We start from the raw sequence: 25,267 nt of genomic DNA on the forward strand, positions 1-25,267 counted from the left end.
GGGTCTCAGACGGGTCTCAGGGTGGGGGTCTCAGGGTGCGGGGCGGTCGGCGGTGGGGGCGGTCACAGGGGCAGGACCGGTCTGGTGCCGAACTCCTCGTACATGCCCTCGCCGTCGGGGCCGCGCAGGAAGTCGGCCATGGCGGGGTTGCGGTTGCTGGTCGCGAGGGGCAGCCAGGCCAGCAGGGCGCCGTAGCCACCGCAGACCGACTCGCCGCCGTCCCCGCCGTGGACCGCGGTGGTGTCCGAGGTCAGCTCGGCGCGGTAGGTGTCGTACGCGATGCGCAGGCCGAAGGCGTTCGGGTCCCGGTGCGGGCCGGTGCGGTCCTCGTACGGGTCCCGGTCCAGCGGGCACTCGTCGCCCCAGCGGAAGAGCGTGCCGGCGCCCGCGCCGCAGGCGTGCTCCCACTCGTCGGGCGTCGGCAGGCGCAGGCCCCGGTCCGCGAGGACGGCGGGCATGTCGGCAGGGGGAGCGGTCAGGGCCTCGTCCTCGACGGCCATCAGCAGGGCCGGCAGCACGACCTCGCGGCGGGGGCTGAGCACCTGCGCGAGATGGGCCCGCAGATCGTCGCCGTGGCCGAAGCCCCGCGCGACGCTCGCCGCGTAGTCGGCGCTCTGCCCGGGCGTCGGCCGCCAGGCGCCGAGGTCGAATCCGACGGACACCCGGCCGCCCGGTATCAGCGCGAACTCCCGGCCACCGCGCTCGACGCGCACCCGGTGCGGGACGGTCGCGTCCGTGGCCGCCGAGGCGTCCGGCGTGTCCACGTGGACGACGCGGCCGCCCACCGCGGCCGCCACCGCGCGGGCGACGCGGTGTGCGGTCGCCGCGTCGGCCGTGCGCCACCGGTCGAGGGTGAGGTCGGCGAGGGTCATGCGGCGCAGTCTCGCATCCGGCACCGACAACACGGACGCCACGGCCCCGCCGGGAACGGCCAATGCCGGCGCAGCTCCCCAGCTGCGCCGGCATTCGTGCCGTCCGCCGCACCCCCGTCCCCACGGGGTTTCATGGATGGATGTCCCCGCCCGGACCGCTCTTCCGGGCCTGGGGTCGCCGCTCAGCGCCCCAGCATCGCACCCACGGACGACGCCTGTGTGGCCACCGTCTCCCAGCCGTCGAAGACGAGCAGGAGCAGGGCCGCCAGGGGAAGGGCCATGAGCGTCGCCACCAGGGGGTGGCGGCGGCCGGTACGGCGGGGTGCGAACGTCGTCCGTCGCGGTGCCGTGAAGGCCATGGTCCCTCTCCTGACCGTCTCTGTCGTTCTCGGTGGTTCTCGATGAGTCGTTCTCGGTGGTTCTCGGAGCGGCGGGTGTCTGACCTCGGGGGACGAGTGCTGTCACCCGCCGCTTGACCTCAAATCTAGGCGCGGGGCGGTCCGCGGGCGTCATGCCTTCGTACCGATTGCCGGGCCTCCAGGAGGATGAGCCGTCGGCCGCGGAGTACTCCCCAGGGTGGAGACGTGGACCTACGTCTCGGGGTCTTCCCGGAGGGGGTGTCAGCCGTATCCCCGCATATCGGAACTGTCCGATGCGCCGGAAGATCCGCCCTGTGCACCGGGTGGGGTGACTTCGATCACTCGGGAAGGGGGTCCTGGTTCCGGTGGTGATCCACTCCGGGGGTGGTGGCGGCGGACGTCCACGCGGGCGGGCCGGGAAGGCCGCGGCTGTCGTTTGGGGCGCCACCCGCGTGCTCAACAGCCGCTTTCAGCCGTCCTGTTGACCCTGAACGTGATTCAAAGGTGCCGTAGTGGACCGGTTCCTGACTCGCTTTCACCTGTCATGCGCCGCCCGCACAATCCGATCGGCCCCGGAGGGCGCGGCCTCTGCGCGCAGGCGGCCGGGGAATCGTAAGCTGTGCCACGTCACAGGGACCGGGCAGCGGGGATGAACATGGCGATGATGCGCCTGAGGCGCGAGGACCCGCGCGTCGTCGGCTCGTTCAGGCTTCACCGACGGCTCGGCGCGGGCGGGATGGGCGTGGTCTACCTCGGCTCCGACAAGAAGGGCCAGCGGGTCGCGCTCAAGGTGATCCGGCCCGACCTCGCGGAGGACCAGGAGTTCCGGTCCCGGTTCGCGCGCGAGGTCTCGGCGGCCCGGCGGATCAGGGGCGGGTGTACGGCCCGGCTGGTCGCCGCCGACCTGGAGGCCGAGCGGCCCTGGTTCGCCACGCAGTACGTCCCCGGCCCCTCCCTGCACGACAAGGTCGCCGACGAGGGCCCGCTCGGCGCGGCGGACACGGCCGCGGTCGGCGCGGCGCTGTCCGAGGGACTGGTCGCCGTGCACGAGGCCGGGGTCGTCCACCGGGATCTGAAGCCCTCCAACATCCTGCTGTCCCCCAAGGGGCCGCGGATCATCGACTTCGGCATCGCCTGGGCCACCGGCGCCTCCACGCTCACCCATGTGGGCACCGCGGTCGGCTCGCCCGGCTTCCTCGCCCCGGAGCAGGTACGCGGCGCCGCGGTCACCCCGGCGACGGACGTCTTCTCGCTCGGCGCCACCCTCGCGTACGCCTCGACCGGCGACTCCCCCTTCGGGCACGGCAGTTCCGAGATCATGCTGTACCGGGTGGTGCACGAGGAGCCGCAGCTGTACGGCGTACCCGACGCGCTCGCCCCGCTGGTCCGGGCCTGTCTGGCCAAGGTGCCCGAGGACCGGCCGAGCACGTTGCAGCTGTCGCTGCGACTCAAGGAGATCGCCGCCCGCGAGGCCCAGGGCATGACCGAGGCGCGGCCACCGGCCCCGCGTGCCGCCGAGGCGGACCGGCCCACCGGGCGGCTCGTCGACACCTACCCCGAACCGCAGCGGGTCCAGCGGCGCGGCGCCCCCGGTACCCCGCCGCCGCGTGGCGGCACCCCCTCCCGGGGCGGTGGGCCGGCACGCGGCGCCGCCCCCGCGCGGGGCGGCAACGCCTCCCGGGGCTCCGGAGTGCCCTCCCGCCCAGGTGCCGGACGGCCGACCCCGCCACGCGGGGGCTCGGCGCGTTCCGGCAGCGGCGGGCGGCCCGCTCCGCGCAGCGGCTCCGGGCGGCCGGGTCCGCGGACGACGGGGACCGGGCGGCGGCCGGCCAATCCCCGGCTCCTGCGGCAGCGGCTGTTCGTGTTCGTGGTGGTGACGCTGCTGGTGGCGCTCGGCATCGCGGTCGCGCAGGGCTGCCAGGGCCCGGCGCGCGGGCTCGGCGACGACAGCGGCGGCCGCCGGCACGCCCAGCCCAGCTTCACCCCTACGGCTCCGGACGGGCGCGGGTCGGCGCCCAGCCAGGACTTCGGGAACTGAGCGGGTCGGGGGGAATCCGGGGTTTGAGGGAGGCGTGCCCGGGGCGGCGCTACCGGACTTGGTGACCCCGGGAATCCGACGCCGAGTGAGCGGCAGCGCTGGGGGCAGGGGCCGTAGGGGCGTGGGCCGGGAGGCCGGCGACACCGGACTGTCGAGGCACGGGCCGTGCAGGCAGGCCGTTCCTGTGACCGGCCGCGCGTTCGGGAGCCGCAGGGCCGGCTGACGGCGTCGGCCGGGGCCGCCTCTTCCGGCGTTCTGAGGACCGGGGGTCAGGGGGTCGGGCGGCCGGTTGTCACCGCGTAGAAGGAGACGGCCGCCGCAGCGCCCACGTTGAGGGAGTCGACGCCGTGGGACATCGGGATGCGGACCCATTCGTCGGCGGCCATCAGGGCCTGCCGGGAGAGGCCGTCCCCCTCGGCACCGAGCATGAGCGCGACCCGGTCCATGGTGTGCGGGGCGGTCTCGTCCAGGGAGCGGGCCTTGTCGTCGGGGGTGAGGGCGAGGAGCGTGAAGCCCGCCTCGCGGACCGACTCCAGTCCCTTCGGCCAGGTCTCCAGGCGGGCGTAGGGCACCGAGAACACCGCACCCATGGAGACCTTGACGCTACGGCGGTACAGGGGATCGGCGCAGTCCGGTGACAGCAGGACCGCGTCCATGCCGAGGGCCGCGGCCGAGCGGAAGATCGCGCCGATGTTCGTGTGGTCGTTGACCGACTCCAGCACCACCACCCGACGGGCGCCGCCGAGCAGCTCGGCGGCGGTGGGCAGCGGCTTGCGCTGCATGGAGGCGAGGGCGCCGCGGTGCACGTGGTAGCCGGTGACGCGCTCGGCGAGTTCCGGGTCGACCGCGTACACCGGGGCCGGCACCTCGTCGATGACGTCGCGCATGACGTCGACCCACTTGGCCGAGAGCAGCATGGACCGCATCGCGTAGCCCGCTTCCCTGGCCCGGCGGATGACCTTCTCGCCCTCGGCGATGAACAGGCCCTCGGCGGGCTCGCGCCGGCGGCGCAGCTCGACGTCGGTCAGGCCCGTGTAGTCGGTGAGGCGGGGGTCGTCGGGGTCCTCGACGGTGATGAGATCGGCCACGGGGTGATGCTGCCTTGTCCTGAGAGGTGGGGAGGAAGGTGCTGCTTACGGTCGGGGCAGGCCGGCGTGCACCACCTCGCCGACGACGATGACCGCGGGGGGCCGGACGTCCTCGGCCCGTACGGCCTCGGCGACGGTGGCGAGCGTGGCGTCCACCCGGCGCTGCGCGGCCGTCGTGCCCTCCTGGACCAGCGCGACCGGCGTCTCGGGCGGCCTGCCGTGCGCGACGAGCGTCTCGGCGATCCGCCCTATCTTGTCGACGCCCATCAGGATCACCAGGGTGCCGGTGAGCTTCGCGAGCGAGACCCAGTCGACCAGGGAGCGCTCGTCGTCGGGGGCGACATGGCCGCTGACGACCGTGAACTCATGGGCGACACCGCGGTGCGTGACCGGGATGCCCGCGGCGCCCGGCACCGAGATGGAGCTGGAGATGCCGGGGACGACGGTGCAGGGGATGCCGGCCTCGGCGAGCGCGTGCACCTCCTCCATGCCACGGCCGAAGACGAAGGGGTCGCCGCCCTTGAGCCGGACCACCGACCTGCCCTGTTTGGCGTGTTCGATCAGCGCGTTGTTGATGGCCTCCTGGGCCATGAAACGGCCGTACGGAATCTTCGCGGCGTCGATCACCTCGACGTGCGGCGGGAGTTCGGCGAGCAGGTCCCGGGGGCCGAGCCGGTCCGCGATGACGACGTCCGCCTCGGCGAGCAGCCGGCGCCCGCGCACGGTGATCAGGTCGGGGTCGCCCGGGCCGCCGCCGACGAGGGCGACGCCAGGGGTGCGGTTGCGGTAGTGCGGGGCGACCAGGGTGCCGTCGCGCAGGCCCTCGACGACCGCGTCCCGGACGGCCGCGGTGTGGCGGGGATCCCGGCCGGGCGCGTCGGTGGTGAGCACGGCGACGGTGACGCCCTCGCTGTGGCCGGTCGCCGGCGTCCAGGCGGTGGCCTCGTCGGCGTCGTCGGCGCGCACGCACCAGACGCGGCACCGCTCCCCCTCGGCGGAGGCCCGGGTGTTGGCCTCGGGGTCGCTGGTGGCGATGAGCGCGTACCAGGCCTCGGCGAGGTCACCGTCCGCGTAGCACCGCCGCGACCAGGCGATCTCGCCCGCGTCCGCCATGGCCTCGACGGACGGGGTCGCCTCCGGGGACACGAGGACGATGTCCGCGCCGGCCGCGATCAGCGCGGGCAGCCGGCGCTGGGCGACCTGACCGGCGCCGAGGACGACCACGCGCCGGCCGGAGAGGCGGAGGCCTACGGGGTAGGCGGGGTGTTCGGCCATGGGGGCGGTCCTCCGGTGGCTGTGTGGGGCCCTGACGTGCGGATTTTACGTGGGCGGCGGGAGACCCGGGACAGGTGTCCGGTGGCTGGGCGCCGACGCCGGGTGCCCAGTCCTGCGGCCGGCCCCGGGGGCCGGGAGACGTGCGGACGTGGGCCACTGCTCGGGTACCCACGCGTCGGGGCCCCGGCGCCCTGGTCCGTCGGAGGGTGAGTCCGTCGGAGTGGGGCGCCGGGGCCACCGCCCGATCGTCGCGGGGGCCCGTCGCCTACTTCTCGGTGACTCCGGCCGAGTCGAAGGTCGCCACCTCGTGCATGGCGCGGGCCGTGCTCTGGACCAGCGGCAGGGCCAGCAGGGCGCCGGTGCCCTCGCCCAGGCGCAGGTCCAGGTCGACCAGGGGGCGCAGGCCCAGCTTGTTGAGGGCGGCCACGTGCCCGGGCTCGGCGCTGCGGTGCCCGGCGATGCAGGCCGCGAGGACCTCGGGGGCGATGGCGCGGGCCACCAGGGCCGCGGCACCCGCGCTGACGCCGTCCAGGATCACCGGCGTACGCAGGGACGCGCCGCCGAGGAGCAGGCCGACCATGGCCGCGTGTTCGAAGCCGCCGATGGCCGCGAGGACGCCGACGGGGTCGGCCGGGTCCGGCTGGTGCAGTTCCAGAGCCCGGCGGACGACCTCGGTCTTACGGGCCAGCGTCTCGTCGTTGATGCCGGTGCCGCGGCCGGTGACGTCGGCCGGGTCCGCGCCGGTGAAGACGGAGATCAGCGCGGCGGACGCGGTGGTGTTGGCGATGCCCATCTCGCCGGTCAGCAGCGCCTTGTTGCCGGCCGCCACCAGGTCACGGGCGGTCTCGATGCCGACCTCGATCGCGGCCTTGGCCTCCTCGCGGGTCATCGCCGGGCCGGTGGTCATGTCGGAGGTGCCGCCGCGGATCTTGCGGGGCAGCAGACCCGGCGTGGCGGGCAGGTCGGCGGCCACGCCGACGTCCACGACGCACACCTCGGCGCCGACCTGGGCGGCGAAGGCGTTGCAGACCGCGCCCCCGCCGAGGAAGTTGGCCACCATCTGGGAGGTGACCTCCTGCGGCCAGGGGGTGACGCCCTGGGCGTGCACCCCGTGGTCGCCGGCGAAGATCGCGACGGCGGCGGGTTCCGGGATCGGCGGCGGGCACTGCCGGGACAGGCCGGACAGCTGCGCGGAGATGATCTCCAGCATGCCGAGCGCGCCCGCCGGCTTGGTCATGCGCTTCTGTCGCTCCCACGCCTCGCCGAGCGCCTTGGCGTCGAGCGGGCGGATCTGTGCGACGGTCTCGGCAAGCAGGTCGTGGGGGTCCTCTCCGGGCAGGGCGCGTCGGCCGTACGTCTCCTCGTGCACCACCCAGGACAGGGGGCGCCGCTTGGACCAGCCGACCTGCATCAGCTCCGGCTCGTCCGGGAACTCGTCGACGTACCCGACGCACAGGTACGCCACGACCTCCAGGTGCTCGGGCAGGCCGAGCGCGCGGACCATCTCCCGCTCGTCGAAGAAGCTGACCCAGCCGACGCCGAGGCCTTCGGCGCGGGCGGCGAGCCAGAGGTTCTCCACCGCGAGCGCCGAGGAGTAGGGCGCCATCTGCGGCTGGGTGTGCCGGCCGAGGGTGTGCCGACCGCCGCGGGTGGGGTCGGCGGTGACGACGATGTTGACCGGGGTGTCGAGGATGGCCTCGATCTTCAGTTCCTTGAACTGCTTGGCCCGGCCCTTGGGCAGCGACTTGGCGTAGGCCTCGCGCTGGCGCATCGCCAGTTCGTGCATGGTCCGCCGGGTCTCGGCGGAGCGGATGACGACGAAGTCCCAGGGCTGCGAGTGACCCACCGAGGGGGCGGTGTGGGCGGCCTCCAGGACGCGCAGCAGCACCTCGTGCGGGATGGGGTCGCCACGGAAGCCGTTGCGGATGTCGCGACGCTCGCGCATGACCTTGAGGACGGCCTCGCGCTCGGCGTCGGCGTAGCCGGGGGCGGCGGGGCCGTGGGACGGCCGGGCCTGCCGCGCCGGGATCTCGTCCTGGTCGGCGGCCGTGGTCCGCAGGTCGTCCGCGTTCTGCACGACGTCGTCCGCGCTCTGTACGACGGCGTCCGCGCTCTGTACGACGTCGTCGTGCACGACCTCGTCCTCGGTGGCGTCGGCGGCGTCGGTGGCGTCGACGGCATGCGGTACGGCCTCGGGGGCCGCGGCCGGCTCGGCCTCGCGGGGCGCGGGCACGGTGGCCACCGGTTCGGGCTGCTCGGGGCCGGCCGGCTGGGGGTGCTGGGCGTCCTGCGCGGGCAGGATCAGCGGCTGGGGCGGGGTGGGGGCCAGATGCGGAGTGGTCGGCACCTGTCCCTCCACCGGCACGAACTGCCCGACCGACTGACCCGGCATCGCCTGCGAGGACACGCTGGACGGCAGCGGGGCGTCCTCGGCGGCGGGCGTGACCTGCTGAGGGCCCTGCGCCGGGTACGCGAACTCCTCGGGGGCGGACGCGTCGGGTGTGGTCGCCTCCGGTACGACGGCGGCGGGGGCCTCGGTCTCCGGGTCCGCCTCGGTTGCCACGGCGGGCGTCGCGTCGGCGGGGTCCGGGACGGGCTCGGCCTCGGCGGCGGGCGCGGTCTCCTCGACGGTCGCCGGGGGCTGCGGGGCGGCGACCGGCTGGGCCTGCGCGCTCGGTGTCTCGTCGGCGGCCACCGGCAGTGGCTCGGCGGGCACGGCCTGGGGCACGACGGGTTCGGCGCTCTCGGCCGGCGCGGGCGGGACCTCTGCGACCGGAGCGACCGGGGCCGACCGCGCCTCCTCGACCGGCACAGCCTGAGGTTCGTCGACGGGCGCGGCCTCAGGCGCCGGCTGCGGCACCGCTTCACCGGCGCGAGCCGCCACGGCGGGCTGCGTCTCGGTGACCGGCTCGACAGGCTGGACCGCCACGTCATCGGCCGGAGCCTCGGCCGCGACGGGCTCGGCAGCGCCCTCCGCCGGCTCGGCCCCGGCCGCACCGGGCTGGGTCTCGGCACCGGCCCCGGTGTCCACGGCACCCGGCGCCGCGTCGTGCACCGCGACCGGCTCCGGATCGTCCACCGGAACCGGTTCGGCACCGTCGGCGGGAGGCGCGTACACCCCGTCGTGCCCCTGTGCGGGCTGCACGCCGTCGTGGCCGTGCACCACTTGGGCCGGGGCCTGCGCGCCGGCCTGGATCACCAGACGGGCGAGCGTCGCCTGCGCGGCACCGGAGGAATCCACGGCGGCCTCGGTCACGGGAGCGACGCCCGGGTCAACCGTTTCGGCAGCCGGCACCGGCGCGTCGGACGGAACCGCACCCGGAACCGCGCCCCAGGGAGCCGCGGCCCCCGGAGCCATCTCGCCGAGCGGCTGCGCGTCCAGGTACTCGGGGCCGGCGGGCGCGGGGCCCGGCTGGCGGACCGGTGCTCCGGCCGGGCCCCGGTCGGCGAGGGAGCGGACCGGGCCTGCGGAGGTGTTGGGGATCGGCGGGCCGAGGTGGAGCGGGCGGCGCGGCGGCTGCGGGGCGGCCGAGGGGTCCTGCGGGGCCGACAGGATGGGCGAGGGCGGCACGGACGCCGGGGTCGCGCCGGGCAGGCGGACGCCGCTGAGGTCGACCGAGCCGCTGTCGCGGCCGGCCGTCTCGTGCGGTCCCGGCGCGTGGACGGTCTCGACCACCGGCTCGGGAGCGGGCGGCGGCACCTCGTTGCCCCACGCGCCCTGAGCGCCCGGCAGCAGCAGGTCCTCGTCCTCGGCGGGTGCCTCGGAGAGGTAGGTGAACGTGCTGTGCGCGGGGGCGCCCGGCTGTTCCACCATGCCTGCGCTCTCCGGCTGTCCCTCGCCCGGGATCTGGCCGGTGTCCGTCATGCGTACCCCTCGCCCATCGGTTAGTGCTCCTACGACCAGCTCACCCGGAACGGCGCACCGACCGCCCCGTAGTGAAGAACGAGCGTCCGTGCCCAGCGGCACGAGCGGCCCGCCCAAAAAAGGCGACAAAGCCATTCAGTGGCATTGTCCCGGCCGGGACGCCGTCGCGACAGCAAGATCCGCCACTGTCCGCTGTGGACTGCGCCACGTTGCGCGTCCTCCGGTTCCGCAGTACCACACCCACCCCCAAAAAGGGCGTGCGTTCCGGACATTGGCGAACGAAGTTCCGGGCCGCCGGTGCGGTACAACGATCGGCCAGCCTACCGCGCGCGGTACGACAACCGGATCACGGGGCGCGGTCGGGCAGCACCCCGGTGAGCAGGAACGCCACGCTCCGCTCGGTCTCCGTCCAGGCCCGGGTGTCGAGTTCGACGGACTGCACCAGGGCGCACTCGACCCGGTATCCGTGCTCGGTGAGGTCACGGCCGACGAGTTCGGCGGCGTCGCGGGTGCCGGCGTGGGTGACGATGCGCTGCGGACGCCGGTCGGCCACGGCGGAGACCACGGCCACTCCCCCGCCGCCGATCCGGACGACGTCGGGTTCGGGCAGGTTCTCCAGGACGTGTGGCGCGTCGCCGTGCACCACCTGGAGCTGGACGCCGTAGCGGCGGGCGGCGGCGTCGGTGCGGGCGCAGGCCCCGGGGTCGCGGTCGACGGCGATGACGGCGGCGCCGGCGCGCGCTGCCTCGGCGGCGAAGGCGCCGGCGCCGCAGCCGATGTCCCAGACGAGGTCGCCGACGCGGGGGCCGAGCCGGGCGAGTTGGGCGGCGCGCAGCAGTTCCGTCTCGCCCTCGCCGAGGGGCGCGCCGTCGCCGTACGACGTGTCGGGCTGGACCCAGCCGCGCGGGCCGGTGCCCGGGTCGCGGCCGGCGATCCAGCCGCCGCCCTCCCCGGTGCCGCCCGGTCCGACGGGTCCGGCGGGGCCGCCGATGACGATGACCACGTTGGGGTCGCGCCAGCTGTGGTCGGCGGCGTTGTCGGAGGTGACGACGCTGACCCGCTCGCGTTCGGTACCCAGTTCCTCGCAGATGACGAAGGTGCGGTGCACGCCCTCCAGCAGCAGCCCGAGTTCGGCCGGTCCGGCGCCCGGTGCGGTGAGGACGGCGACCTTGGTGTGGGCGCGGCAGACGTTCACGGCGCGGCGCAGGGTGCGCGGGTGGGCGACGACGACCTGGGCGTCGTCCCAGGGCATGCCGGCGCGGGCGAAGGCGGCGGCGACGGCGGAGACGGCGGGTACGACCTCGACCTCCAGGCCGAACTCCGGGTCGCGCAGGGTGCGGACGACGCCGAAGAAGCCGGGGTCGCCGTCGGCGAGGACCACGGCGGTGCCGCGGTGGGCGGCGATGCGGCGGGCGGCGAGCGCGAGGCTGCCGAGGCGGATGCGTTCGGCGGTGGGCGGGACCTCGGGCAGTGCCAGGTGGTGGGCCGCGCCCGCCACGAGGGTGGCGGCGCCGAGGGCGGAGCGTGCCGCGTCGGTCAGCGGCGAGCCGTCCCAGCCGATCACCGTGACCCGGTCGGCCATCGTCGTGTATCTCCAGGTTCGCGCGGGTCGTCAGGGGGGCGTGCCCGTGGTGCGGGCTCCGTGAGCGTACCCGGTGTGTCGTGGGGGGCGCCCGGGGGCTCAGTTCCAGTCCGCGTAGGAGGTGTAACCGCTGTCGGCGCGCTGTTCGCTCACCCCGGCCAGGTCCTCGGGCAGCAGGCTCCAGACGATGACGTCGGTGCGGACGTCGGTCCAGGTGCCGTGAGCGGTCCTGCTCCGGGCTATCCAGGCGCCGCGCAGCACGCCCTCGCTGATGCAGCCGATCTTCTGGGCGACCTGCTGGGCGGCGGCGTTGTCGGCGGCGGTGCGCAGTTCGAGGCGTTCGAAGCCCTGGTCGTGGAAGAGCCACCGCGCGGTGGCGAGGACGGCTTCGCAGGCGTAGCCCTCGCCGCGGGCCCAGGGTGCGGTGACGTAGGCGATCTCGGTGGCGCGCACCCGCCAGTCGGTGCGGCTGAGGTGGACGGTGCCGACCAGCCGCTGGGTGAGGAACTCGTCGACGGCGAAGACGATGCCGCGGCCCTCGGTGCGTTCGGCGGGGGCGCGGGCGGTGATCCAGGCGCGGGCGTCGGCCAGGGTGTAGGGCTGCGGCGCCGAGGTCCAGGTGGTGACCAGTTCGTCATTCATCATCTCGGCGAGGGCCTCGGCGTCCGACTCCTCGAAAGGGCGCAGCACCAGCCGCTCCGTACTGATGGAGACGTGGGGAAAGGTGCCGGTCATGCGCCGCTCCAGTGCTTCGGAAGACTTCAGGGCCCTGCTGAACTGCCCAGCATGCAGCATGAAACCACCGGACCGCACGACGGGGTCCACTCACCGTGCCGGAGTGGACCCCGTGCGTCGCGGAACGCCGTGTGCGGGTGGTGTCAGCTCTGGGTCACCGGCAGGACGGAGCCGTGGTACTTGTCCCGGATGAACGTGGCGACCTCGGGCGAGACGAGCAGCCGGGCGAGCTTCTTGACCCCGGGGTCGTCCTCGTCGCCGCGTTTCACGGCGAGGAGGTTGGCGTAGGGGTTGTCCTTCGCCGACTCCAGGAGGACGGCGTCCTTCGTGGGGCTCAGGCCCGCGTCCTGGGCGTAGTTGTTGTTGATCACGGCCGCGTCCACGTCGTCCAGCGAGCGGGGCAGCTGGGCCGCTTCCAGTTCCCGGAACCTCAGGTGCCGGGGGTTGGAGGTGACGTCCGCGGGGGACGCGTCGGTGCCCGCGCCCGCCTTGAGCCGGATCAGGCCCGCGGTGGCGAGGAGTCGGAGCGCGCGGCCCTCGTTGGTGGTGTCGTTGGGTACGGCGACGGTGGCTCCGTCGGCGAGTGCCCCGGGCTCGCGGACCTTCTTGGAGTAGACCCCCATGGGCGGCAGGTAGGGCTTGACGACCGACACCAGGTCCGTGCCCTTGGACTTGTTGAAGTCGTCCAGGAAGGGCTGGTTCTGGTAGAGGTTGGCGTCCAGGTCACCCTCCTGGAGGGCGGTGTTCGGCAGGACGTAGTCCGTGAACTCCCTGACCTCCAGCTTGAGTCCGGCCTTGGCGGCGAGGTGGTCCTTCACATAGGTGAGGACCTCGCCGGCCGGGACGGCGGTGGCGCCGACGACGAGGGTGCCGTCCGCGTCACCGCCCTTGCCGGAGTCCGTGCCGGTGCCGCAGGCGGTGAGGCCGAGGGCCAGGGCCGCCACGGCGACGACGGACTTGCGCATCGGTGGGCTCCTCCCGAAGCGGGGATCAGAAGGACGGGATGACCGAGCCCTGGTACTTGTCCTCGATGAACTTCTTGACCTCGGGCGAGGTGAGGAGCTTGGCGAGCTTCTTCACGCGCGGGTCGTCCTCGTTGCCCTTCTTCACGGCGAGGAAGTTGCCGTAGGGGTTGTTCTTCGCGGACTCCAGGACGAGGGCGTCCTTGGCGGGCTTGAGGCCGGAGGAGATGGCGTAGTTGCCGTTGACCACGGCCGCGTCCACGTCGTCCAGGGAGCGCGGGGTCTGGGCCGCCTCGACCTCCTTGAACTTCAGGTTCTTGGGGTTCTTGGCGATGTCCTGCGGGGTGGCCTCGTTGCCGACGCCGTCCTTGAGGGTGATGAGCCCGTTGGCGGCGAGCAGCTTGAGGGCGCGGGCCTCGTTGACGGAGTCGTTCGGGACGGCGACGGTCGCACCGCTCTTCAGCGCGTCGGCCTTCTTGACCTTGTGGGAGTAGAGGCCGAGCGGCTCCAGGTGCACCGTGACGACGGGCACGATGTGGGTGCCGCGCTTCTTGTTGAAGTCGTCCAGGTACGGCTGGTTCTGGAAGTAGTTGGCACCGACACTGCCGTCCTCGGTCGCCGTGTTGGGGGCGATGTAGTCGGTGAACTCCTTGACCTCCAGGTCGAGTCCGGCCTTCTTCGCCAGGTTCTTCTTGACGAAGTTGAGGATCTCGGCGTGCGGGGTCGGGCTCGCGGCGACGATCAGCGGGCCGCTGGTGTCGGAGGAGCCGGAGTCCTTGTCCGAGCCGCAGGCGGAGAGGCCGAGGGTGAGGGCTCCGGCGGCGAGGACGGCGGTGGTGAACTTGGCGGTGTTACGCACGAAAAGTGCCTTTCCTTAAGGGTGGTGCGACCCCGGGTACGGGGAGTCTTGGGGGGGTGTCGCTCAGGCGACCTTGCCGACGTCGGCCGCGCCGGTCTCCTTGGCCTTGAGCAGGCGGAGCCGGGGGCCGGGTCCGGAGCGTCCGCCGCGGCCGTGCAGGGAGCGGGCCGCGAAGTCGCCGGCGAACTGGATGAGGGAGATGACGACGGCGAGGATCCCGACGGTGATCCACATCAGCTCGGTCTCGAAACGCTGGTAGCCGTAGCGGACGGCGAGGTCGCCGAGGCCGCCGCCGCCGACCGTGCCGGCCATGGCGGAGTAGCCGATGAGGGCGATGACGGTGGTGGTGGTGCTGGCGATCAGCGAGGGCAGCGCCTCGGGGACCAGGACCTTGCGGACGATGGTCCAGGTGTTGCCGCCCATGGACTGCACGGCCTCGACCAGTCCCCCGTCCACCTCGCGGACGGCCGTCTCGACCAGCCGCGCGAAGAACGGGATGCCGCCGATGGCCAGCGGCACGATGGCGGCCGTGGTGCCGATCGTCGTGCCGGTGACCCAGCGGGTGAAGGTCATCAGGGCGACCATCAGGATGATGAACGGCATCGACCGGCCGACGTTCACGACCTGGCCGATCACCTTGTTGGCGACGACGTTCTGGAGCAGCCCGCCCCGGTCGGTGAGGACGAGGAGGATGCCGAGCGGAAGGCCTGCGGCGACGGCTATCAGGGTGGACCAGAGGACCATCTGGAACGTCTCGCTACACGCCTGCGACAGCAGCGGCTGCATCTCGGACCAGGTCACTTGGCACCTTCCTTCACCAGCAGGGCCTCCTGGCCCACCACGTCGATCTGGAGTCCCCGCTCCCGCAGGAAGCCGATCGGCACCACGTTGTCCTCGTAGCGGCCGGGCAGTTCGATGCGCATACGGCCGATCTGGAGGCCGCCGACGGTGTCGATGGCGGCGCCGAGGATCGAGATGTCGATGTTGTAGGTGCGCGACAGCTGGGAGACGACCGGCTGGGTGGCGGCCTCGCCGTGGAAGGTGATGTCGAGGACGGTGCGGTCGTCGCCGGTGCGCTCGCCGCTGACCGGGAACAGCGCGGCGGCCAGCTCGGAGCCGGGGGTGGCGAGCAGTTCGGTGACGGTGCCGGACTCCACGATCCGGCCGCGCTCCATGAGGGCGGCGGAGTCGCAGACCGACTTCACGACGTCCATCTCGTGGGTGATGAGCAGGACGGTCAGGCCCAGTTGCCGGTTCAGGTCGCGCAGCAGCTGGAGGATGGAGCGGGTGGTCTCGGGGTCGAGGGCGCTGGTGGCCTCGTCGGAGAGCAGCACCTTGGGGTCGCCGGCCAGGGCGCGGGCGATGCCGACGCGCTGCTTCTGGCCGCCGGAGAGCTGGGCGGGGTAGGACTTGGCCTTGTCGGCGAGGCCGACCAGGTCCAGCAGTTCCAGGGCCTTGCGGGAGCGGTCCTTGCCGGACCTGCCGAGGATCTCCAGGGGCAGTTCGACGTTGTCCTGGACGGTCCGCGTGGACAGCAGGTTGAAGTGCTGGAAGACCATGCCGATGTGGCTGCGGGCCCGGCGCAGTTCCCTGCCCGCGCGCGGTCCGCGGCCGGCGAGGGCGGTCAGGTCCTGCCCGGCGACGGTCACGGTGCCGGCGGTGGGGCGTTCCAGCAGGTTGACACAGCGGATGAGGGAGGACTTGCCGGCGCCGGACTGGCCGATGACGCCGTAGACCTCGCCTTCGCGGACGTGCAGATCGACGCCGTCGAGGGCGGTGACCTCACGGCCGCGGGAGCGGTAGACCTTGGTCAGGCCCGAGGTGGTGATCACGTGGGTTTCCGTCACTGTCGAGTGCGCGGGCGTGGGTGTGCCCGGGCACGGGTGCATGCGGTTCGGCATGGAGGGTGGATACGTCCCGGGCGCTCTTCACGGCGCACGGACATGCCACGGCTCTCGCTTCGGGGCGCGAGGCTCAGCTGATGCGGGGGCCCTCTAGCAGGCGCACATTCGACACATCAGGCGACACATACAACGAGCACCGGGCGTCATGGTCGCCTCGGTCGCAAGGGTGCGGCAGCTCGTCGTGGTCATGCGGTCAGTAAAGCAGACGCACAGGTCCGGCCGTCGGCCGCTGTCCGCATGCTGGACAGCGGCGGACACCCTGACCGGCGGTTTCGGCTCCGGCCGGGGCACTGCACGTGTTCGCCGGTGACCAGTGCGGACAAGGCCGGGAGCGCCCCGGCGACCAGGGCGGCGTCCGGCTCCCCGGTCGGCGGGCTGTGGCCAACGCCACGGTGCGGACGCGGGCAGCCCGGGCCGCTCGGCGGACTCCGGGGCCGGGGGCCAAGGGACGCTTCGCCCGTAATAGGGTCTCGGCATGCTCACTGTCCTGATGCTGGTCACCGGCGTCGCCGCGCTGTTGCTCGCCGCCTGGTGCGGCTGGGCGGCGTACCGTGACCAGCCGACCAAGGACTGGCACTTCATCGGCATGGCCGTGGTGCTGGTGGCGGCCCTGGTCCAGTTGGTGACCGGGATCGTGCTGCTGGCGCGGGGCGAGAAGCCGGAGCAGGGCACGACGATCTTCGTGGCGTATCTGCTGGGCGCCTTCGCGTGCGTCCCGGCGGCGGGGCTGATGTCCCTGAGCGAGCGCACCCGCTGGGGCTCGGTGACGGTCGCGGCGGCCGGTGTGGTGCTGGCCGTGCTGGAAGTACGGCTCTACGACATCTGGGGAGGCTGACGTGACGGCGGCGGAGGAGAGGCCGACGCGCCTCATCAGCGGGCCGGGCATGCTGCTGGTCTGGTTCTACGGTGTGATGGTGGTCGGCGCGGTGTCGCGCTCGGCGTACCAGATCGCCACCGACTTCGGCCGGGCACCGCTGGCGTACACGCTCTCGGCGCTGGCCGGGGTGGTGTACGGGTTCATCACGTACACGCTGGTCCGGGGCGGCGAGACGGCCCGGCGGGCGGCGCAGGTCTGCTGCGCGGCCGAGCTGGCGGGTGTCCTGATCGTGGGGACGTGGACGCTGGTCGAGCCGTCCGCGTTCCCGGACTCGACCGTGTGGTCCGACTACGGCATGGGCTATGTCTTCATCCCGGTCCTGCTGCCGCTGACCGCGCTGTACTGGCTGCGGAGGAAGGCACCGGCCGACCGGACCGCCTGAGTCGTCCGGCCGGGCGCGGTACGTCGAGTCCCGCGCCCTTCACTCCCGCGCGTTCTGGCGTGCTCACGCCGTCTGCGCGTAGACCCCCGCCTGCTTCTCCAGGACGATCAGCTCCACCCCGTCGGCTCCCCGGGAGCGGCCCACCGTCTCGTAGCCCGAGCGGCGGTAGAGGCGGAGGTTGCCCTCGCTGCGGTGGCCGGTGTGCAGGCGGAACCGCTTGGCGCCGCGCTCCTCGGCCAGGGTCGCCTCGGCCGCGCGCAGCAGCCGGGCGCCGATGCCGTGGCCCTGGAGGCGGGGGTGGACGCAGAGCTTGCCGATGGCCGCGGCGCCGTCCTCGCCGAGCTTGCCGCGCACCGAGCCGACCACCTCGTCACCGAGCCGGGCGACGAAGACGCAGTCCGAGACGACCTCCTCGCGGACGGAGTCCAGGGACTGGACGAGCGGGTCGATGCGGTAGTTGCCGTACAGCGCCGCCTCGCTCTGGAAGCACAGGTACTGGAGTCTGAAGATCTGCTCCGCGTCCTGCTCGGTCGCCACCGAGATGGTCACGCTCATGCCCATGTGCGCATGCCTCCCGCTCACCTGATCGCCTGTCTCCCCCACTCCTATCCCCGCCCTCAGCGCGAAGCAACCTCCGGTGCGAGCAGCCGCCGAAGACATCCCAGACATCGGGAACGTTCCGGCCCAAGACTGCCCTGTGAGATACCCAACTCCCCCGCGATCTCCCGGTAGGTGGGGTCCCGCGGCGAGAGCAGTGCCGCGACGAGCCCGGGGCAGCGGCCGGGCAGCCGGCGGACCGCGTCCCACAGGTCCCGGTACCGGGCGGCGGAGAGGGCGAGTTGCTCGGGGCCGCGCCGGAGGTCGTCGGCGGGCTCGGTGCCGTAGGGGCGTTCGAGGCGGGTGGTACGACGGCTGCGGCGGGCCTCGGCGCGGACGGCCCGGCGCAGCCAGCCCTGCGGGTCCGGCGGGGGCCCCTCCTCCTCCAGACGCTCCAGCAGCCGGAGCCAGACGGCCTGTTCGAGATCGCCCGGCTCACCCCCCGCGGCATACGCCTCCGCGGCGGCCTCGGCGGTCAGCAACGGGTGCAGCGCGGACACCAGGTCGTGCGTCATATGCGAAACGACGAACCGCCCCGGCGAAGGGTTGCCGGGGCGGCCCGTAGACACCCCGGACGGGGTGTTCGCGAGGCGGCGCGTTGACGCGGAGCGCCGCGTGCCGGGTTCGCGGTCAGTCCGCCAGGAAGTCGGCGCGGGCCAGCACACCGGTGTCGGCGTTGTCCGTGAAGACGCCGTCGATGCCGGTGGCGAAGTAGGCCTTGAAGGCGCCGAAGGGGTCGCCGTAGCCGTCGGCCGCACTGCCCTTGCGGAACTCGGCCGGCAGGAAGGGGTTCTCGTTGCGCATGGTGTAGGGGTGCAGGACCAGGCCCACCTTGTGCGCGTCGGCGACCAGGGTGGTCGGCTCGGCGAGGGTGCCGTCCGCCTTGCGGGGGATCACCAGGTCCAGGGTGGGGCCGATGCCCTGGGCGTAGCCGGCGATCTCCCGCAGGCCCTTGGGGGTGATCAGGTCGGCGACCGTGCGCGGGTCGCCCGTCGCCACGAAGTCCCAGGGGCGGCTGTCGGCCGTGGAGAGCAGCACGACGAGCGGGTTGTCCACGAGCCGCTGGAGCCGCTGGATGCTGGTCGGCTCGAAGGACTGGAGGATGACCGGCGAGTTCCGGCCGTCCTTGCCGTGCTTGCGCAGCAGCTTGGCGACCCGCTCCTCCAGGCCGAGGCCGAGCCCCCGGAAGTAGGTGGGGTGCTTGGTCTCGGGGTAGATCCAGACCTGCCGGCCGCGCCTGCGGGTCTGCTCGTCCTGCCACCTGAGGACTTCTTCGAAGGTGGGGATCTCCCAGCGCCCGTTGTAGAGGGTGTTGTGCGGCCGGTTGGCCGGGATGCGCTCGACCGCGCGCAGCCTCTTCAGCTCGGCGAGGGTGAAGTCCTCGGTGAACCAGCCGGTGGTGGGCACCCCGTCGAGCACCTTGGTGGTCTTGCGCCCGGCGAACTCGGGGTGGTCGGCGACGTCCGTGGTGCCGCCGATCTCCGGTTCGTGACGGCAGACCAGGTGCCCGTCCCGGGTGGGCACCAGGTCACCGGCCTCGACGACGTCGGCGCCCAGGTCGAGGGCGAGCTCGTAGGAGCCGAAGGTGTGCTCGGGCCGGTAGCCGCTGGCGCCGCGGTGGCCGATGACCGTCGGCTTCGGCAGGCTCTTCAGTCCGCGCCCGCCGCGGCCGGCCTGACCGGCCGTCCGGTTCCCCGCCGCGCCGGCCGTGCCGGGCAGCCCGAGGACCGCTCCGCCCGCGCCGAGCACCGCGGCGCCGAGGACCGCCCGCCGTCCGGTACCGCCCTGGTCCTGCGCGTGCGCCTGGTCGCCGCCCATCAGCGCCCCTCCTGCCGTCCCTGTGTCTGTCGGTGCGCGCCGATCGTAAGGGCGTGCACATGACGGACGGGAGTCCCCGGCGCGAACACGCGGGTGCCGCCGGATGTCCGCTGTCCGGCGGGATGTGACCTGCCGTCGGCATCGGCGGACGCGGTCCGGGCATCCGGAGGGTGAGGGCTGCGCGCGCAATGTCCGTCACACCGGCGGCGCCGGACGGCGGACCGCCCCCGGCCCGCCACCGCAGGTAAACCCGCGTCAACACTTCGTAAGACCTCGGTGAACCGGGTGGTCCCGATGTGCGTTCGCCAGTGCGCCGCGAGTAATGTCCTCACCTGCGCAGACCCGCACAAGCTCATACCGCTCCCTCGACATCGGAGGACCCGTTGTCCCGCTTCGCGCTCATCAAGGCAGTGCTCGGACCGCTCATGCGTCTGATGTTCCGCCCACGGGTGGAGGGCGTGGAGAACATCCCCGGGGAGGGCCCGGTCATCCTGGCCGGTAATCACCTCACGTTCATCGACTCGTTCGTGCTGCCCATCGTCACCAAGCGGCAGGTGTTCTTCATCGGCAAGGACGAGTACGTCACCGGCAAGTCCCTCAAGGGCCGCCTGATGGCGTGGTTCTTCACCGGTGTCGGCATGATCCCGGTGGACCGGGACGGGGCGAGCGGCGGTGTGGCCGCGCTGATGACCGGGCGCCGCATCCTGGAGGAGGGCCGGATCTTCGGCATCTACCCGGAGGGCACCCGCTCCCCCGACGGCCGGCTGTACCGGGGCCGTACGGGTATCGCGCGGCTGACGCTGATGACCGGCGCCCCGGTGGTGCCGTTCGCGATGATCGGCACGGACAAGCTCCAGCCGGGCGGCGCCGGCATCCCGCGGCCCGGCCGGGTGACCGTCCGCTTCGGTGAGCCGATGGAGTTCTCCCGCTACGAGGGCATGGACCGCGACCGCTACGTGCTGCGCGCGGTGACCGACTCCGTGATGGCCGAGGTCATGCGGCTGTCGGGCCAGGAGTACGTGGACATGTACGCCACCAAGGCGAAGGCCGCGTAGGGCCGGTCCATCCGCCTGCCGGTGGAATCTGCCGCCGCTCGATAGATCGTTTGGCCGTACCGGAAGGCCGTACCAGCACACAACATGTCTTATTTAGGCATGTTCAATCCTTCTCGGCGTACCCTGCTTCGTGCCCCGATCGCCGCCGCGGGCGCGGGATTCCTGGCCGCCTGCACCGGCTCCGGCTCCGAGCCCCGCTCCGGGCCCCAAGGCGCGGGGGGACCGGAGAAGTTCGTCCCGGAAGGGCCTCGGGGGTACGTCAACCCGTCGGACCCCGAGGTGCTGGCGGCCGAGCGCAGGCGCGGCTCCGGGCCCGTGCGCACGTTCCGGATCACGGCCGCCGAGAGCACGCTGGACCTGGGCGGGCACACCGTGCGCAGCTGGGCGTACAACGAGTCGCTGCCGGGTCCGCTGGTGCGCGTGACGGCGGGTGACACCCTCGATCTGACGCTCGCGAACCGGCTGCCGGACACCACCACCACGCTGCACTCCCACGGGGTGCGGCTGCGCTGCGACATGGACGGCGCGCCGGAACTGACCCAACGTGCCATCGCCGCGGGGTCCGACTTCGGCTACCGCTTCACCGTCCCCCACCCGGGCACCTACCTGCTCCACTCGCACGTGGGCATGCAGCCCGACCGGGCCCTGTACGCGCCGTTCGTCGTGGACGACCCGAAGGAACCCCTCTCCTACGACCACGAGTGGATCGTCGTCCTGGACGACTGGGTCGACGGCGTGGCGGGCTCGACGCCGGAACACGTGCTGGACCAGCTCAAGCCGGGCGCGTCCGCGAACATGGCGCACATGGGCATGGGGCCGGAGCACGGCGGCGCGAGCCCGCACGCGCACCCGTCACCGACCGGGTCCGCGAAGCCCCCCAAGTCCGCCAAGTCGTCCCTGGGCCCGGACCGGGTGCTGCACGACTCGCACAGCCGCCTGCTGCACGGCATGGCCGGCAGCGTGGCCTACCCGCACTACCTGGTCAACGGCCGGGTGCCCGCCAACCCCTCGGTGTTCCGCTGCCGTCCCGGCGACCGGGTGCGGCTGCGCATCATCAACGCCGGTTCGGAGACCGCCTTCCGGGTGGCGCTGGGCGACCACGAGATGATGGTCACGCACACCGACGGCTACCCCGTGAAGCACCACCGGACGGACGCCCTGCTCGTCGGCATGGCCGAGCGGTACGACGTGCTGGTCACCGCCCGGGACGGCGTCTTCCCGCTGGTCGCGCTGCCCGAGGGGAAGAAGGGCCGGGCGCTCGCCGTCCTGCGCACGGACAAGGGGAGGAACCTGCCCGCGCCGGACGTCCGCCCCGACGAGCTGGACGGCAGGATCATCCCCGCGCGCCGGCTCCTCCCCCACGACTCCGTCGCCCTCGACAAGCGCAGGCCCGACCGCCAGATGCGCATCAAGCTCACCGGTGGCATGCGGAAGTACGACTGGGGCATCGACCACCGCACCTACTCGGTACGGCAACGCTACGACGTGCGAGCGGGCGAGCGGGTGCGGATGACCGTCATCAACGCGACCGACATGTGGCACCCGGTCCACCTGCACGGGCACACGTTCGCGATGACCGGGCTGGACGCCGTGGGCGCGCGCAAGGACACCGCGATCGTGCTGCCGCACCGCAAGCTGGTCATCGACTTCGACGCCGACAACCCGGGCCTGTGGATGCTGCACTGCCACAACCAGTACCACTCGGAGAGCGGGATGATGACGGTCCTCGGCTACCGGCGGTGAGCGCCGCCGGGGTGAGCGCCGCCGGGGTGAGCGGGCGGGTGAGCGGGCCCGCTCACCCGGCGCTCTCCAGCTTCTGGCCCCGCAGCAGGAACCAGGCCGCCGCCGCGGTGCCGAGCAGGACCGCCGCGCCCGCGCCCGAGGCCAGGTGCAGACCGTGCACGAAGGACGTGCGGGCGGCCTCCAGCAGGGCCTCGGACTGGTGCGCGGGCAGGTGGGCCGAGGCCTCGACCGCCGCGCCCAGCGATTCGTGGGCGCCGGCCGGGGTGCCGGCCGGGCCGGCGAAGTCGCGGTAGACGCCGGTCACGATGGAGCCGAGCAGGGCGATGCCGAGGGCCGCGCCGAGTTCGTACGCCGTCTCGGAGACCGCCGAGGCGGCGCCGGCCTGCTCCTTGGGCACGCTGGAGAGGATCACGTCGGCGGTGACGGTGAAGGAGAAGCCCGCGCCGACGCCCACCACCAGCAGGGCGGCGCCGAGCACCGGGTAGCCGGTGGACCGGCCGACCGTGGTCAGCACGGCCAGCGCCAGCCCCACGGCGGCCAGACCGCCCGAGACGACCGCGCGGACCGAGTAGCGCCGGGCCGCGCGCCCCGCGACCAGGCCGGCGGCCACGGCACCGACGGCGGCGGGCAGTTCGGCCAGGCCCGCCTCGAAGGGGTGCCTGCCCTGCACGAGTTGCAGGAACTGGGAGAGGAAGAACACCAGGCCGGACATGCCGAGCACGGTCAGCAGGTCGGCGAGGACCGCCCCGCTGAAGCCGCGGCGCCTGAACAGCCGCATGTCCAGCAGCGGGACCGGCATGGTGAGCTGGCGGTGCGCGAAGCCGTAGAGGGCCGCCGCGCCCAGCAGGCCCGCGCCGAGCGTGGCCCAGGTGAACCCGTGGGACGCGGCCTCCTTCACCGCGTACACGACCGCGATCATGCCGACCAGGGACAGTACGACACTGGCCAGGTCCCAGGGCCCGGGGTGCGGGTTGCGGGACTCCGGCAGCGTCCGGATGCCGACGAGGACCAGGACCGCCATCACCGGCAGGTTGATCAGGAAGACCGAGCCCCACCAGAAGTGCTCCAGCAGGAAGCCGCCCGCGATCGGGCCGACGGCCGTGCCGGCGGAGGCGGTCGCGCCCCAGATGCCGACGGCGAGGCTGCGCTCGCGCGGGTCGTGGAAGAGGTTGCGGATCAGTGCCAGCGTGGCCGGCATCAGGGTGGCGCCCGCGACGCCGAGCAGGGCGCGCGCGAGGATCATCAGCTCGGGTGTCGTCGCGTAGGCGTTGAGCACGGAGACCGCGCCGAACGCCGTCGCGCCGACCAGCAGGATGCGCTTGCGGCCGATGCGGTCGCCGAGGCTGCCCATGGAGACGAGCAGACCGGCGATGACGAAGGAGTAGACGTCACCGATCCACAGCAGCTGGGTGCCGGTGGGGTGCAGGTCCTCGCTGATGTAGGGGGTCGCCAGGCCGAGCACGGTGGCGTCGACGGCCACCAGCAGCACGGCCAGGACGAGGACCGAGAGCGCGAGCCAGCGGCCCGGACGCCTCTCCGTCTCCGTCACGCGAGCCGGCCGCAGGGTGCTGGTCATGATTCCTCTCTTCGGAGCGCGCCGCCGAGCAGCAGCTCGGCGACCATGGTCGGGAAGTCGCGGGCGGCCACGCGGCCGTCCAGGGTGGCCCAGGCGCAGGAGGCGGTCAGGCCGTACAGCGCCTCGGTGAGCCAGACCGGGGTGAGGTCGATACGGAACTCACCGCTCTGCTGGCCGCGTTGGAACAGGGCGCCGATCCGGGTGTCGAGGCGCTGCCAGCCGGCGTTCTGCCGGTCGCCCTCCCAGAGCTGGCTCTCGCCGTACAGGAAGGCGAGCAGGCCCGCGGCCGGCTGGATCTCGCGGACCAGCCTGCGGACGGCGTCGGTCGCGGACCCCTCCTCGGGCCGGGCCCGCTCCAGCGCCGCCTCGCACTCGGCGATGCCCAACGCCTCCAGGGCTCGGACCAGCGCGTCACGGCCGGCGAAGTGCCGGTGCAGGGTGGCACGGCTGATCCCGGCGGCCTTGGCGACCTCGTCCATGGTCGCGGTGGACTTGCGGGTCAGCAGGGCGGCTGCGCTGCGCAGCACGTGGTCACGGTCGAGGGCCATGAAACAAGGGTAACCCACGTGAGACACGATTGTCTCACTCTGGGCATACGTGACTCATTTCCGCTGGTCGGCGGGGGTGCGGGATCAGTGCCAGGGCAGCTGCCCGCGCGTCTCCCAGTAGGCGCGGGGGTCTTCCTTCAGGGTGGCGAGGCGGGTGAGCTGGTCCACGTCGAGGTCGACGGCGGGGGCGTGCAGGTTGGAGGCGAGCTGCGGGAGAGTCGCGGCGCCGGACAGGACCACGCCGGCCCACGGTTGGCGAAGGATCCAGGCGAGGGCCACGGCGTCGCAGCCGAGGCCGGTCTCGGCGGCCACCGCCCGCAGCGCCTCGGGGGCGCCCGGGCCGGCCAGCCGGCCGTTGGCCATGCCCTCCTTGACGATCACGGTGAGCCCGGCGTCGTGCGCCTCGGCGAGCGCGGGCCCGGCGGAGGTCTCCAGCGCGTTGTACGTCGACTGGACGGTGCGGAACAGGGGCGCGCCGTCCACGGTCACGGCGAGGGCGGCGCGGATGGCGTCGGCCTGGGCGGGCCCGCTGGTGGAGAAGCCGACGGTGAGGCCCCCGGCGGCGGCCTCGGCGAGCCGGGCGTGCAGTTCCTCGTCGGTGAGGGCGGGGCTGTCCGGGGTCACCGAGTGGATCTGGTAGAGGTCGAGCCGGTCGCCGAGCAGGGCGTCGGTCTCGGCGCGCTGGCGCTCGTAGGTCGCCAGGCCGTGGTCCTTGACCTCGTGCCGCTCGGCATCGGTGGACCAGTCGGCGGTGTACGTGTAGCCCCACTTGCTGCCGACCACGAGGTCGTCGAGGCCGGGGCGGGCGCACAGCCAGTCGGCGAGGAACTCCTCCGAGCGGCCGTAGGAGCGGGCCGCGTCGAAATACCGCACCCCCTGGGCGTAGGCGGCGTCGAGCAGTTCGTGGGTGCGAGTGCGCAGGGCGTCGACGCTGCGGTCGGCGCCGAGGTCCTGGTCCCGGCCGAGGTTGATGTAGCCGGGGCGGCCGACGGCGGCGAGACCCAGTCCGATGTGGCAGGTGGGGGTCGTCGCGCTCGCGAGACGGGCGAAGGGCATCTCGGGCTCCGTTCGGTCGGTCAGGTCCGGCTTGCGACCAACCTAACCCGAGACGACCTTCGCCTCAGGACGCCGC

Annotated in this window: 22 protein-coding genes; 5 read left to right on the plus strand and 17 right to left on the minus strand. The window is 73.2% G+C overall.

Translation table 11 applies throughout. From position 1 onward, the window contains the following. Positions 1-62: 62 nt before the first annotated feature. Together NX794_RS11630 and NX794_RS11635 are read right to left on the minus strand one after the other, a co-directional pair. On the minus strand, positions 63-872 hold the full coding sequence (locus tag NX794_RS11630; protein ID WP_258778326.1) for a formylglycine-generating enzyme family protein: 810 nt from the start codon (positions 870-872) through the stop codon (positions 63-65). Between the two features lie 182 nt (positions 873-1,054). Further along, a complete protein-coding gene (locus tag NX794_RS11635; RefSeq protein WP_258778328.1) occupies positions 1,055-1,231 on the minus strand; it encodes a hypothetical protein in 177 nt (58 codons plus the stop codon). A 649-nt stretch (positions 1,232-1,880) separates the two neighbouring features. Between NX794_RS11635 and NX794_RS11640 the strand changes: the two genes are divergently transcribed. Continuing rightward, positions 1,881-3,269, plus strand: a complete 1,389-nt coding sequence (locus NX794_RS11640; RefSeq protein ID WP_258778329.1) for a serine/threonine-protein kinase — start codon at positions 1,881-1,883, stop codon at positions 3,267-3,269. A gap of 269 nt (positions 3,270-3,538) precedes the next feature. Here the strand turns inward: NX794_RS11640 and NX794_RS11645 are convergent, their stop codons facing one another. From NX794_RS11645 to NX794_RS11685, 9 genes are all read right to left on the minus strand, one after another. Further along, positions 3,539-4,357, minus strand: coding sequence for a TrmH family RNA methyltransferase (locus NX794_RS11645; RefSeq protein WP_258778331.1), 819 nt, complete (start codon positions 4,355-4,357; stop codon positions 3,539-3,541). Between the two features lie 45 nt (positions 4,358-4,402). Continuing rightward, the gene (gene cobA, locus NX794_RS11650; protein WP_258778332.1) at positions 4,403-5,632 is read right to left on the minus strand and encodes a uroporphyrinogen-III C-methyltransferase; all 1,230 of its coding nucleotides are present in this window, start codon (positions 5,630-5,632) and stop codon (positions 4,403-4,405) included. 265 nt (positions 5,633-5,897) lie between these two features. Beyond that, positions 5,898-9,497 carry a nicotinate-nucleotide--dimethylbenzimidazole phosphoribosyltransferase gene (gene cobT, locus NX794_RS11655; protein WP_258778334.1) on the minus strand — a complete coding sequence of 1,200 codons (3,600 nt, stop codon included), beginning with the start codon at positions 9,495-9,497 and terminating at the stop codon, positions 5,898-5,900. Between the two features lie 346 nt (positions 9,498-9,843). After that, positions 9,844-11,079 carry a precorrin-6y C5,15-methyltransferase (decarboxylating) subunit CbiE gene (gene cbiE / locus NX794_RS11660; RefSeq protein ID WP_258778335.1) on the minus strand — a complete coding sequence of 412 codons (1,236 nt, stop codon included), beginning with the start codon at positions 11,077-11,079 and terminating at the stop codon, positions 9,844-9,846. A 99-nt stretch (positions 11,080-11,178) separates the two neighbouring features. Continuing rightward, on the minus strand, positions 11,179-11,814 hold the full coding sequence (locus tag NX794_RS11665) for a GNAT family N-acetyltransferase (protein WP_258778336.1): 636 nt from the start codon (positions 11,812-11,814) through the stop codon (positions 11,179-11,181). 143 nt (positions 11,815-11,957) lie between these two features. Continuing rightward, a complete protein-coding gene (locus NX794_RS11670; protein WP_258778337.1) occupies positions 11,958-12,779 on the minus strand; it encodes a MetQ/NlpA family ABC transporter substrate-binding protein in 822 nt (273 codons plus the stop codon). Positions 12,780-12,804: 25 nt separating this feature from the next. Beyond that, a complete protein-coding gene (locus NX794_RS11675; RefSeq protein WP_258778339.1) occupies positions 12,805-13,635 on the minus strand; it encodes a MetQ/NlpA family ABC transporter substrate-binding protein in 831 nt (276 codons plus the stop codon). A 63-nt stretch (positions 13,636-13,698) separates the two neighbouring features. After that, the gene (locus NX794_RS11680) at positions 13,699-14,436 is read right to left on the minus strand and encodes a methionine ABC transporter permease (RefSeq protein ID WP_258778341.1); all 738 of its coding nucleotides are present in this window, start codon (positions 14,434-14,436) and stop codon (positions 13,699-13,701) included. Then, positions 14,433-15,467 carry a methionine ABC transporter ATP-binding protein gene (locus tag NX794_RS11685; protein ID WP_258778343.1) on the minus strand — a complete coding sequence of 345 codons (1,035 nt, stop codon included), beginning with the start codon at positions 15,465-15,467 and terminating at the stop codon, positions 14,433-14,435. Before NX794_RS11685 ends, NX794_RS11680 begins: the two co-directional genes overlap by 4 nt. Positions 15,468-16,014: 547 nt before the next feature. On the opposite strand from NX794_RS11685, the gene NX794_RS11690 reads away from it, so the two are divergent. Then, positions 16,015-16,374, plus strand: a complete 360-nt coding sequence (locus NX794_RS11690; RefSeq protein ID WP_258778344.1) for a hypothetical protein — start codon at positions 16,015-16,017, stop codon at positions 16,372-16,374. A gap of 1 nt (position 16,375) precedes the next feature. Beyond that, positions 16,376-16,798 carry a hypothetical protein gene (locus tag NX794_RS11695; RefSeq protein ID WP_258778345.1) on the plus strand — a complete coding sequence of 141 codons (423 nt, stop codon included), beginning with the start codon at positions 16,376-16,378 and terminating at the stop codon, positions 16,796-16,798. Between the two features lie 63 nt (positions 16,799-16,861). Here the strand turns inward: NX794_RS11695 and NX794_RS11700 are convergent, their stop codons facing one another. The 3 genes from NX794_RS11700 to NX794_RS11710 form a co-directional block, all read right to left on the minus strand. Continuing rightward, the gene (locus tag NX794_RS11700) at positions 16,862-17,359 is read right to left on the minus strand and encodes a GNAT family N-acetyltransferase (RefSeq protein ID WP_258778346.1); all 498 of its coding nucleotides are present in this window, start codon (positions 17,357-17,359) and stop codon (positions 16,862-16,864) included. 56 nt (positions 17,360-17,415) lie between these two features. Continuing rightward, a complete protein-coding gene (locus NX794_RS11705) occupies positions 17,416-17,910 on the minus strand; it encodes a sigma-70 RNA polymerase sigma factor region 4 domain-containing protein (protein WP_258778347.1) in 495 nt (164 codons plus the stop codon). A 115-nt stretch (positions 17,911-18,025) separates the two neighbouring features. Beyond that, complete coding sequence (locus NX794_RS11710) at positions 18,026-19,213, minus strand: glycerophosphodiester phosphodiesterase (protein ID WP_258778349.1); 1,188 nt, start codon at positions 19,211-19,213, stop codon at positions 18,026-18,028. Between the two features lie 425 nt (positions 19,214-19,638). Here NX794_RS11710 and NX794_RS11715 point away from each other — a divergent pair, with 425 nt between their 5' ends. Both NX794_RS11715 and NX794_RS11720 read left to right on the plus strand, forming a co-directional pair. Continuing rightward, complete coding sequence (locus tag NX794_RS11715) at positions 19,639-20,268, plus strand: lysophospholipid acyltransferase family protein (RefSeq protein WP_428985895.1); 630 nt, start codon at positions 19,639-19,641, stop codon at positions 20,266-20,268. A 99-nt stretch (positions 20,269-20,367) separates the two neighbouring features. After that, entirely contained in the window at positions 20,368-22,011 is a 1,644-nt protein-coding gene (locus NX794_RS11720; RefSeq protein ID WP_258778350.1) for a multicopper oxidase family protein, read from the plus strand. Between the two features lie 52 nt (positions 22,012-22,063). On the opposite strand, the gene NX794_RS11725 is transcribed toward NX794_RS11720, so the two are convergent. From NX794_RS11725 to NX794_RS11735, 3 genes are all read right to left on the minus strand, one after another. Then, positions 22,064-23,587, minus strand: a complete 1,524-nt coding sequence (locus NX794_RS11725; protein WP_258778352.1) for an MFS transporter — start codon at positions 23,585-23,587, stop codon at positions 22,064-22,066. Beyond that, entirely contained in the window at positions 23,584-24,135 is a 552-nt protein-coding gene (locus NX794_RS11730) for a TetR/AcrR family transcriptional regulator (protein ID WP_258778353.1), read from the minus strand. Before NX794_RS11730 ends, NX794_RS11725 begins: the two co-directional genes overlap by 4 nt. A gap of 84 nt (positions 24,136-24,219) precedes the next feature. Beyond that, positions 24,220-25,191, minus strand: a complete 972-nt coding sequence (locus NX794_RS11735; protein WP_258778354.1) for an aldo/keto reductase — start codon at positions 25,189-25,191, stop codon at positions 24,220-24,222. Positions 25,192-25,267 lie beyond the last annotated feature (76 nt).

The organism is Streptomyces pyxinicus (genome assembly GCF_024753135.1).
Lineage (GTDB): Bacteria > Actinomycetota > Actinomycetes > Streptomycetales > Streptomycetaceae > Streptomyces > Streptomyces pyxinicus.

Coding starts and splice junctions, on each gene's coding strand:
- NX794_RS11630 (WP_258778326.1), bottom strand. CDS start 872: ATGACCCTCGCCGACCTCACCCTCGACCGGTGGCGCACGGCCGACGCG.
- NX794_RS11635 (WP_258778328.1), bottom strand. CDS start 1,231: ATGGCCTTCACGGCACCGCGACGGACGACGTTCGCACCCCGCCGTACC.
- NX794_RS11640 (WP_258778329.1), top strand. CDS start 1,881: ATGAACATGGCGATGATGCGCCTGAGGCGCGAGGACCCGCGCGTCGTC.
- cobA (WP_258778332.1), bottom strand. CDS start 5,632: ATGGCCGAACACCCCGCCTACCCCGTAGGCCTCCGCCTCTCCGGCCGG.
- cobT (WP_258778334.1), bottom strand. CDS start 9,497: ATGACGGACACCGGCCAGATCCCGGGCGAGGGACAGCCGGAGAGCGCA.
- cbiE (WP_258778335.1), bottom strand. CDS start 11,079: ATGGCCGACCGGGTCACGGTGATCGGCTGGGACGGCTCGCCGCTGACC.
- NX794_RS11665 (WP_258778336.1), bottom strand. CDS start 11,814: ATGACCGGCACCTTTCCCCACGTCTCCATCAGTACGGAGCGGCTGGTG.
- NX794_RS11670 (WP_258778337.1), bottom strand. CDS start 12,779: ATGCGCAAGTCCGTCGTCGCCGTGGCGGCCCTGGCCCTCGGCCTCACC.
- NX794_RS11690 (WP_258778344.1), top strand. CDS start 16,015: ATGCTCACTGTCCTGATGCTGGTCACCGGCGTCGCCGCGCTGTTGCTC.
- NX794_RS11700 (WP_258778346.1), bottom strand. CDS start 17,359: ATGGGCATGAGCGTGACCATCTCGGTGGCGACCGAGCAGGACGCGGAG.
- NX794_RS11705 (WP_258778347.1), bottom strand. CDS start 17,910: ATGACGCACGACCTGGTGTCCGCGCTGCACCCGTTGCTGACCGCCGAG.
- NX794_RS11710 (WP_258778349.1), bottom strand. CDS start 19,213: ATGGGCGGCGACCAGGCGCACGCGCAGGACCAGGGCGGTACCGGACGG.
- NX794_RS11715 (WP_428985895.1), top strand. CDS start 19,639: ATGCGTCTGATGTTCCGCCCACGGGTGGAGGGCGTGGAGAACATCCCC.
- NX794_RS11720 (WP_258778350.1), top strand. CDS start 20,368: ATGTTCAATCCTTCTCGGCGTACCCTGCTTCGTGCCCCGATCGCCGCC.
- NX794_RS11725 (WP_258778352.1), bottom strand. CDS start 23,587: ATGACCAGCACCCTGCGGCCGGCTCGCGTGACGGAGACGGAGAGGCGT.
- NX794_RS11730 (WP_258778353.1), bottom strand. CDS start 24,135: ATGGCCCTCGACCGTGACCACGTGCTGCGCAGCGCAGCCGCCCTGCTG.
- NX794_RS11735 (WP_258778354.1), bottom strand. CDS start 25,191: ATGCCCTTCGCCCGTCTCGCGAGCGCGACGACCCCCACCTGCCACATC.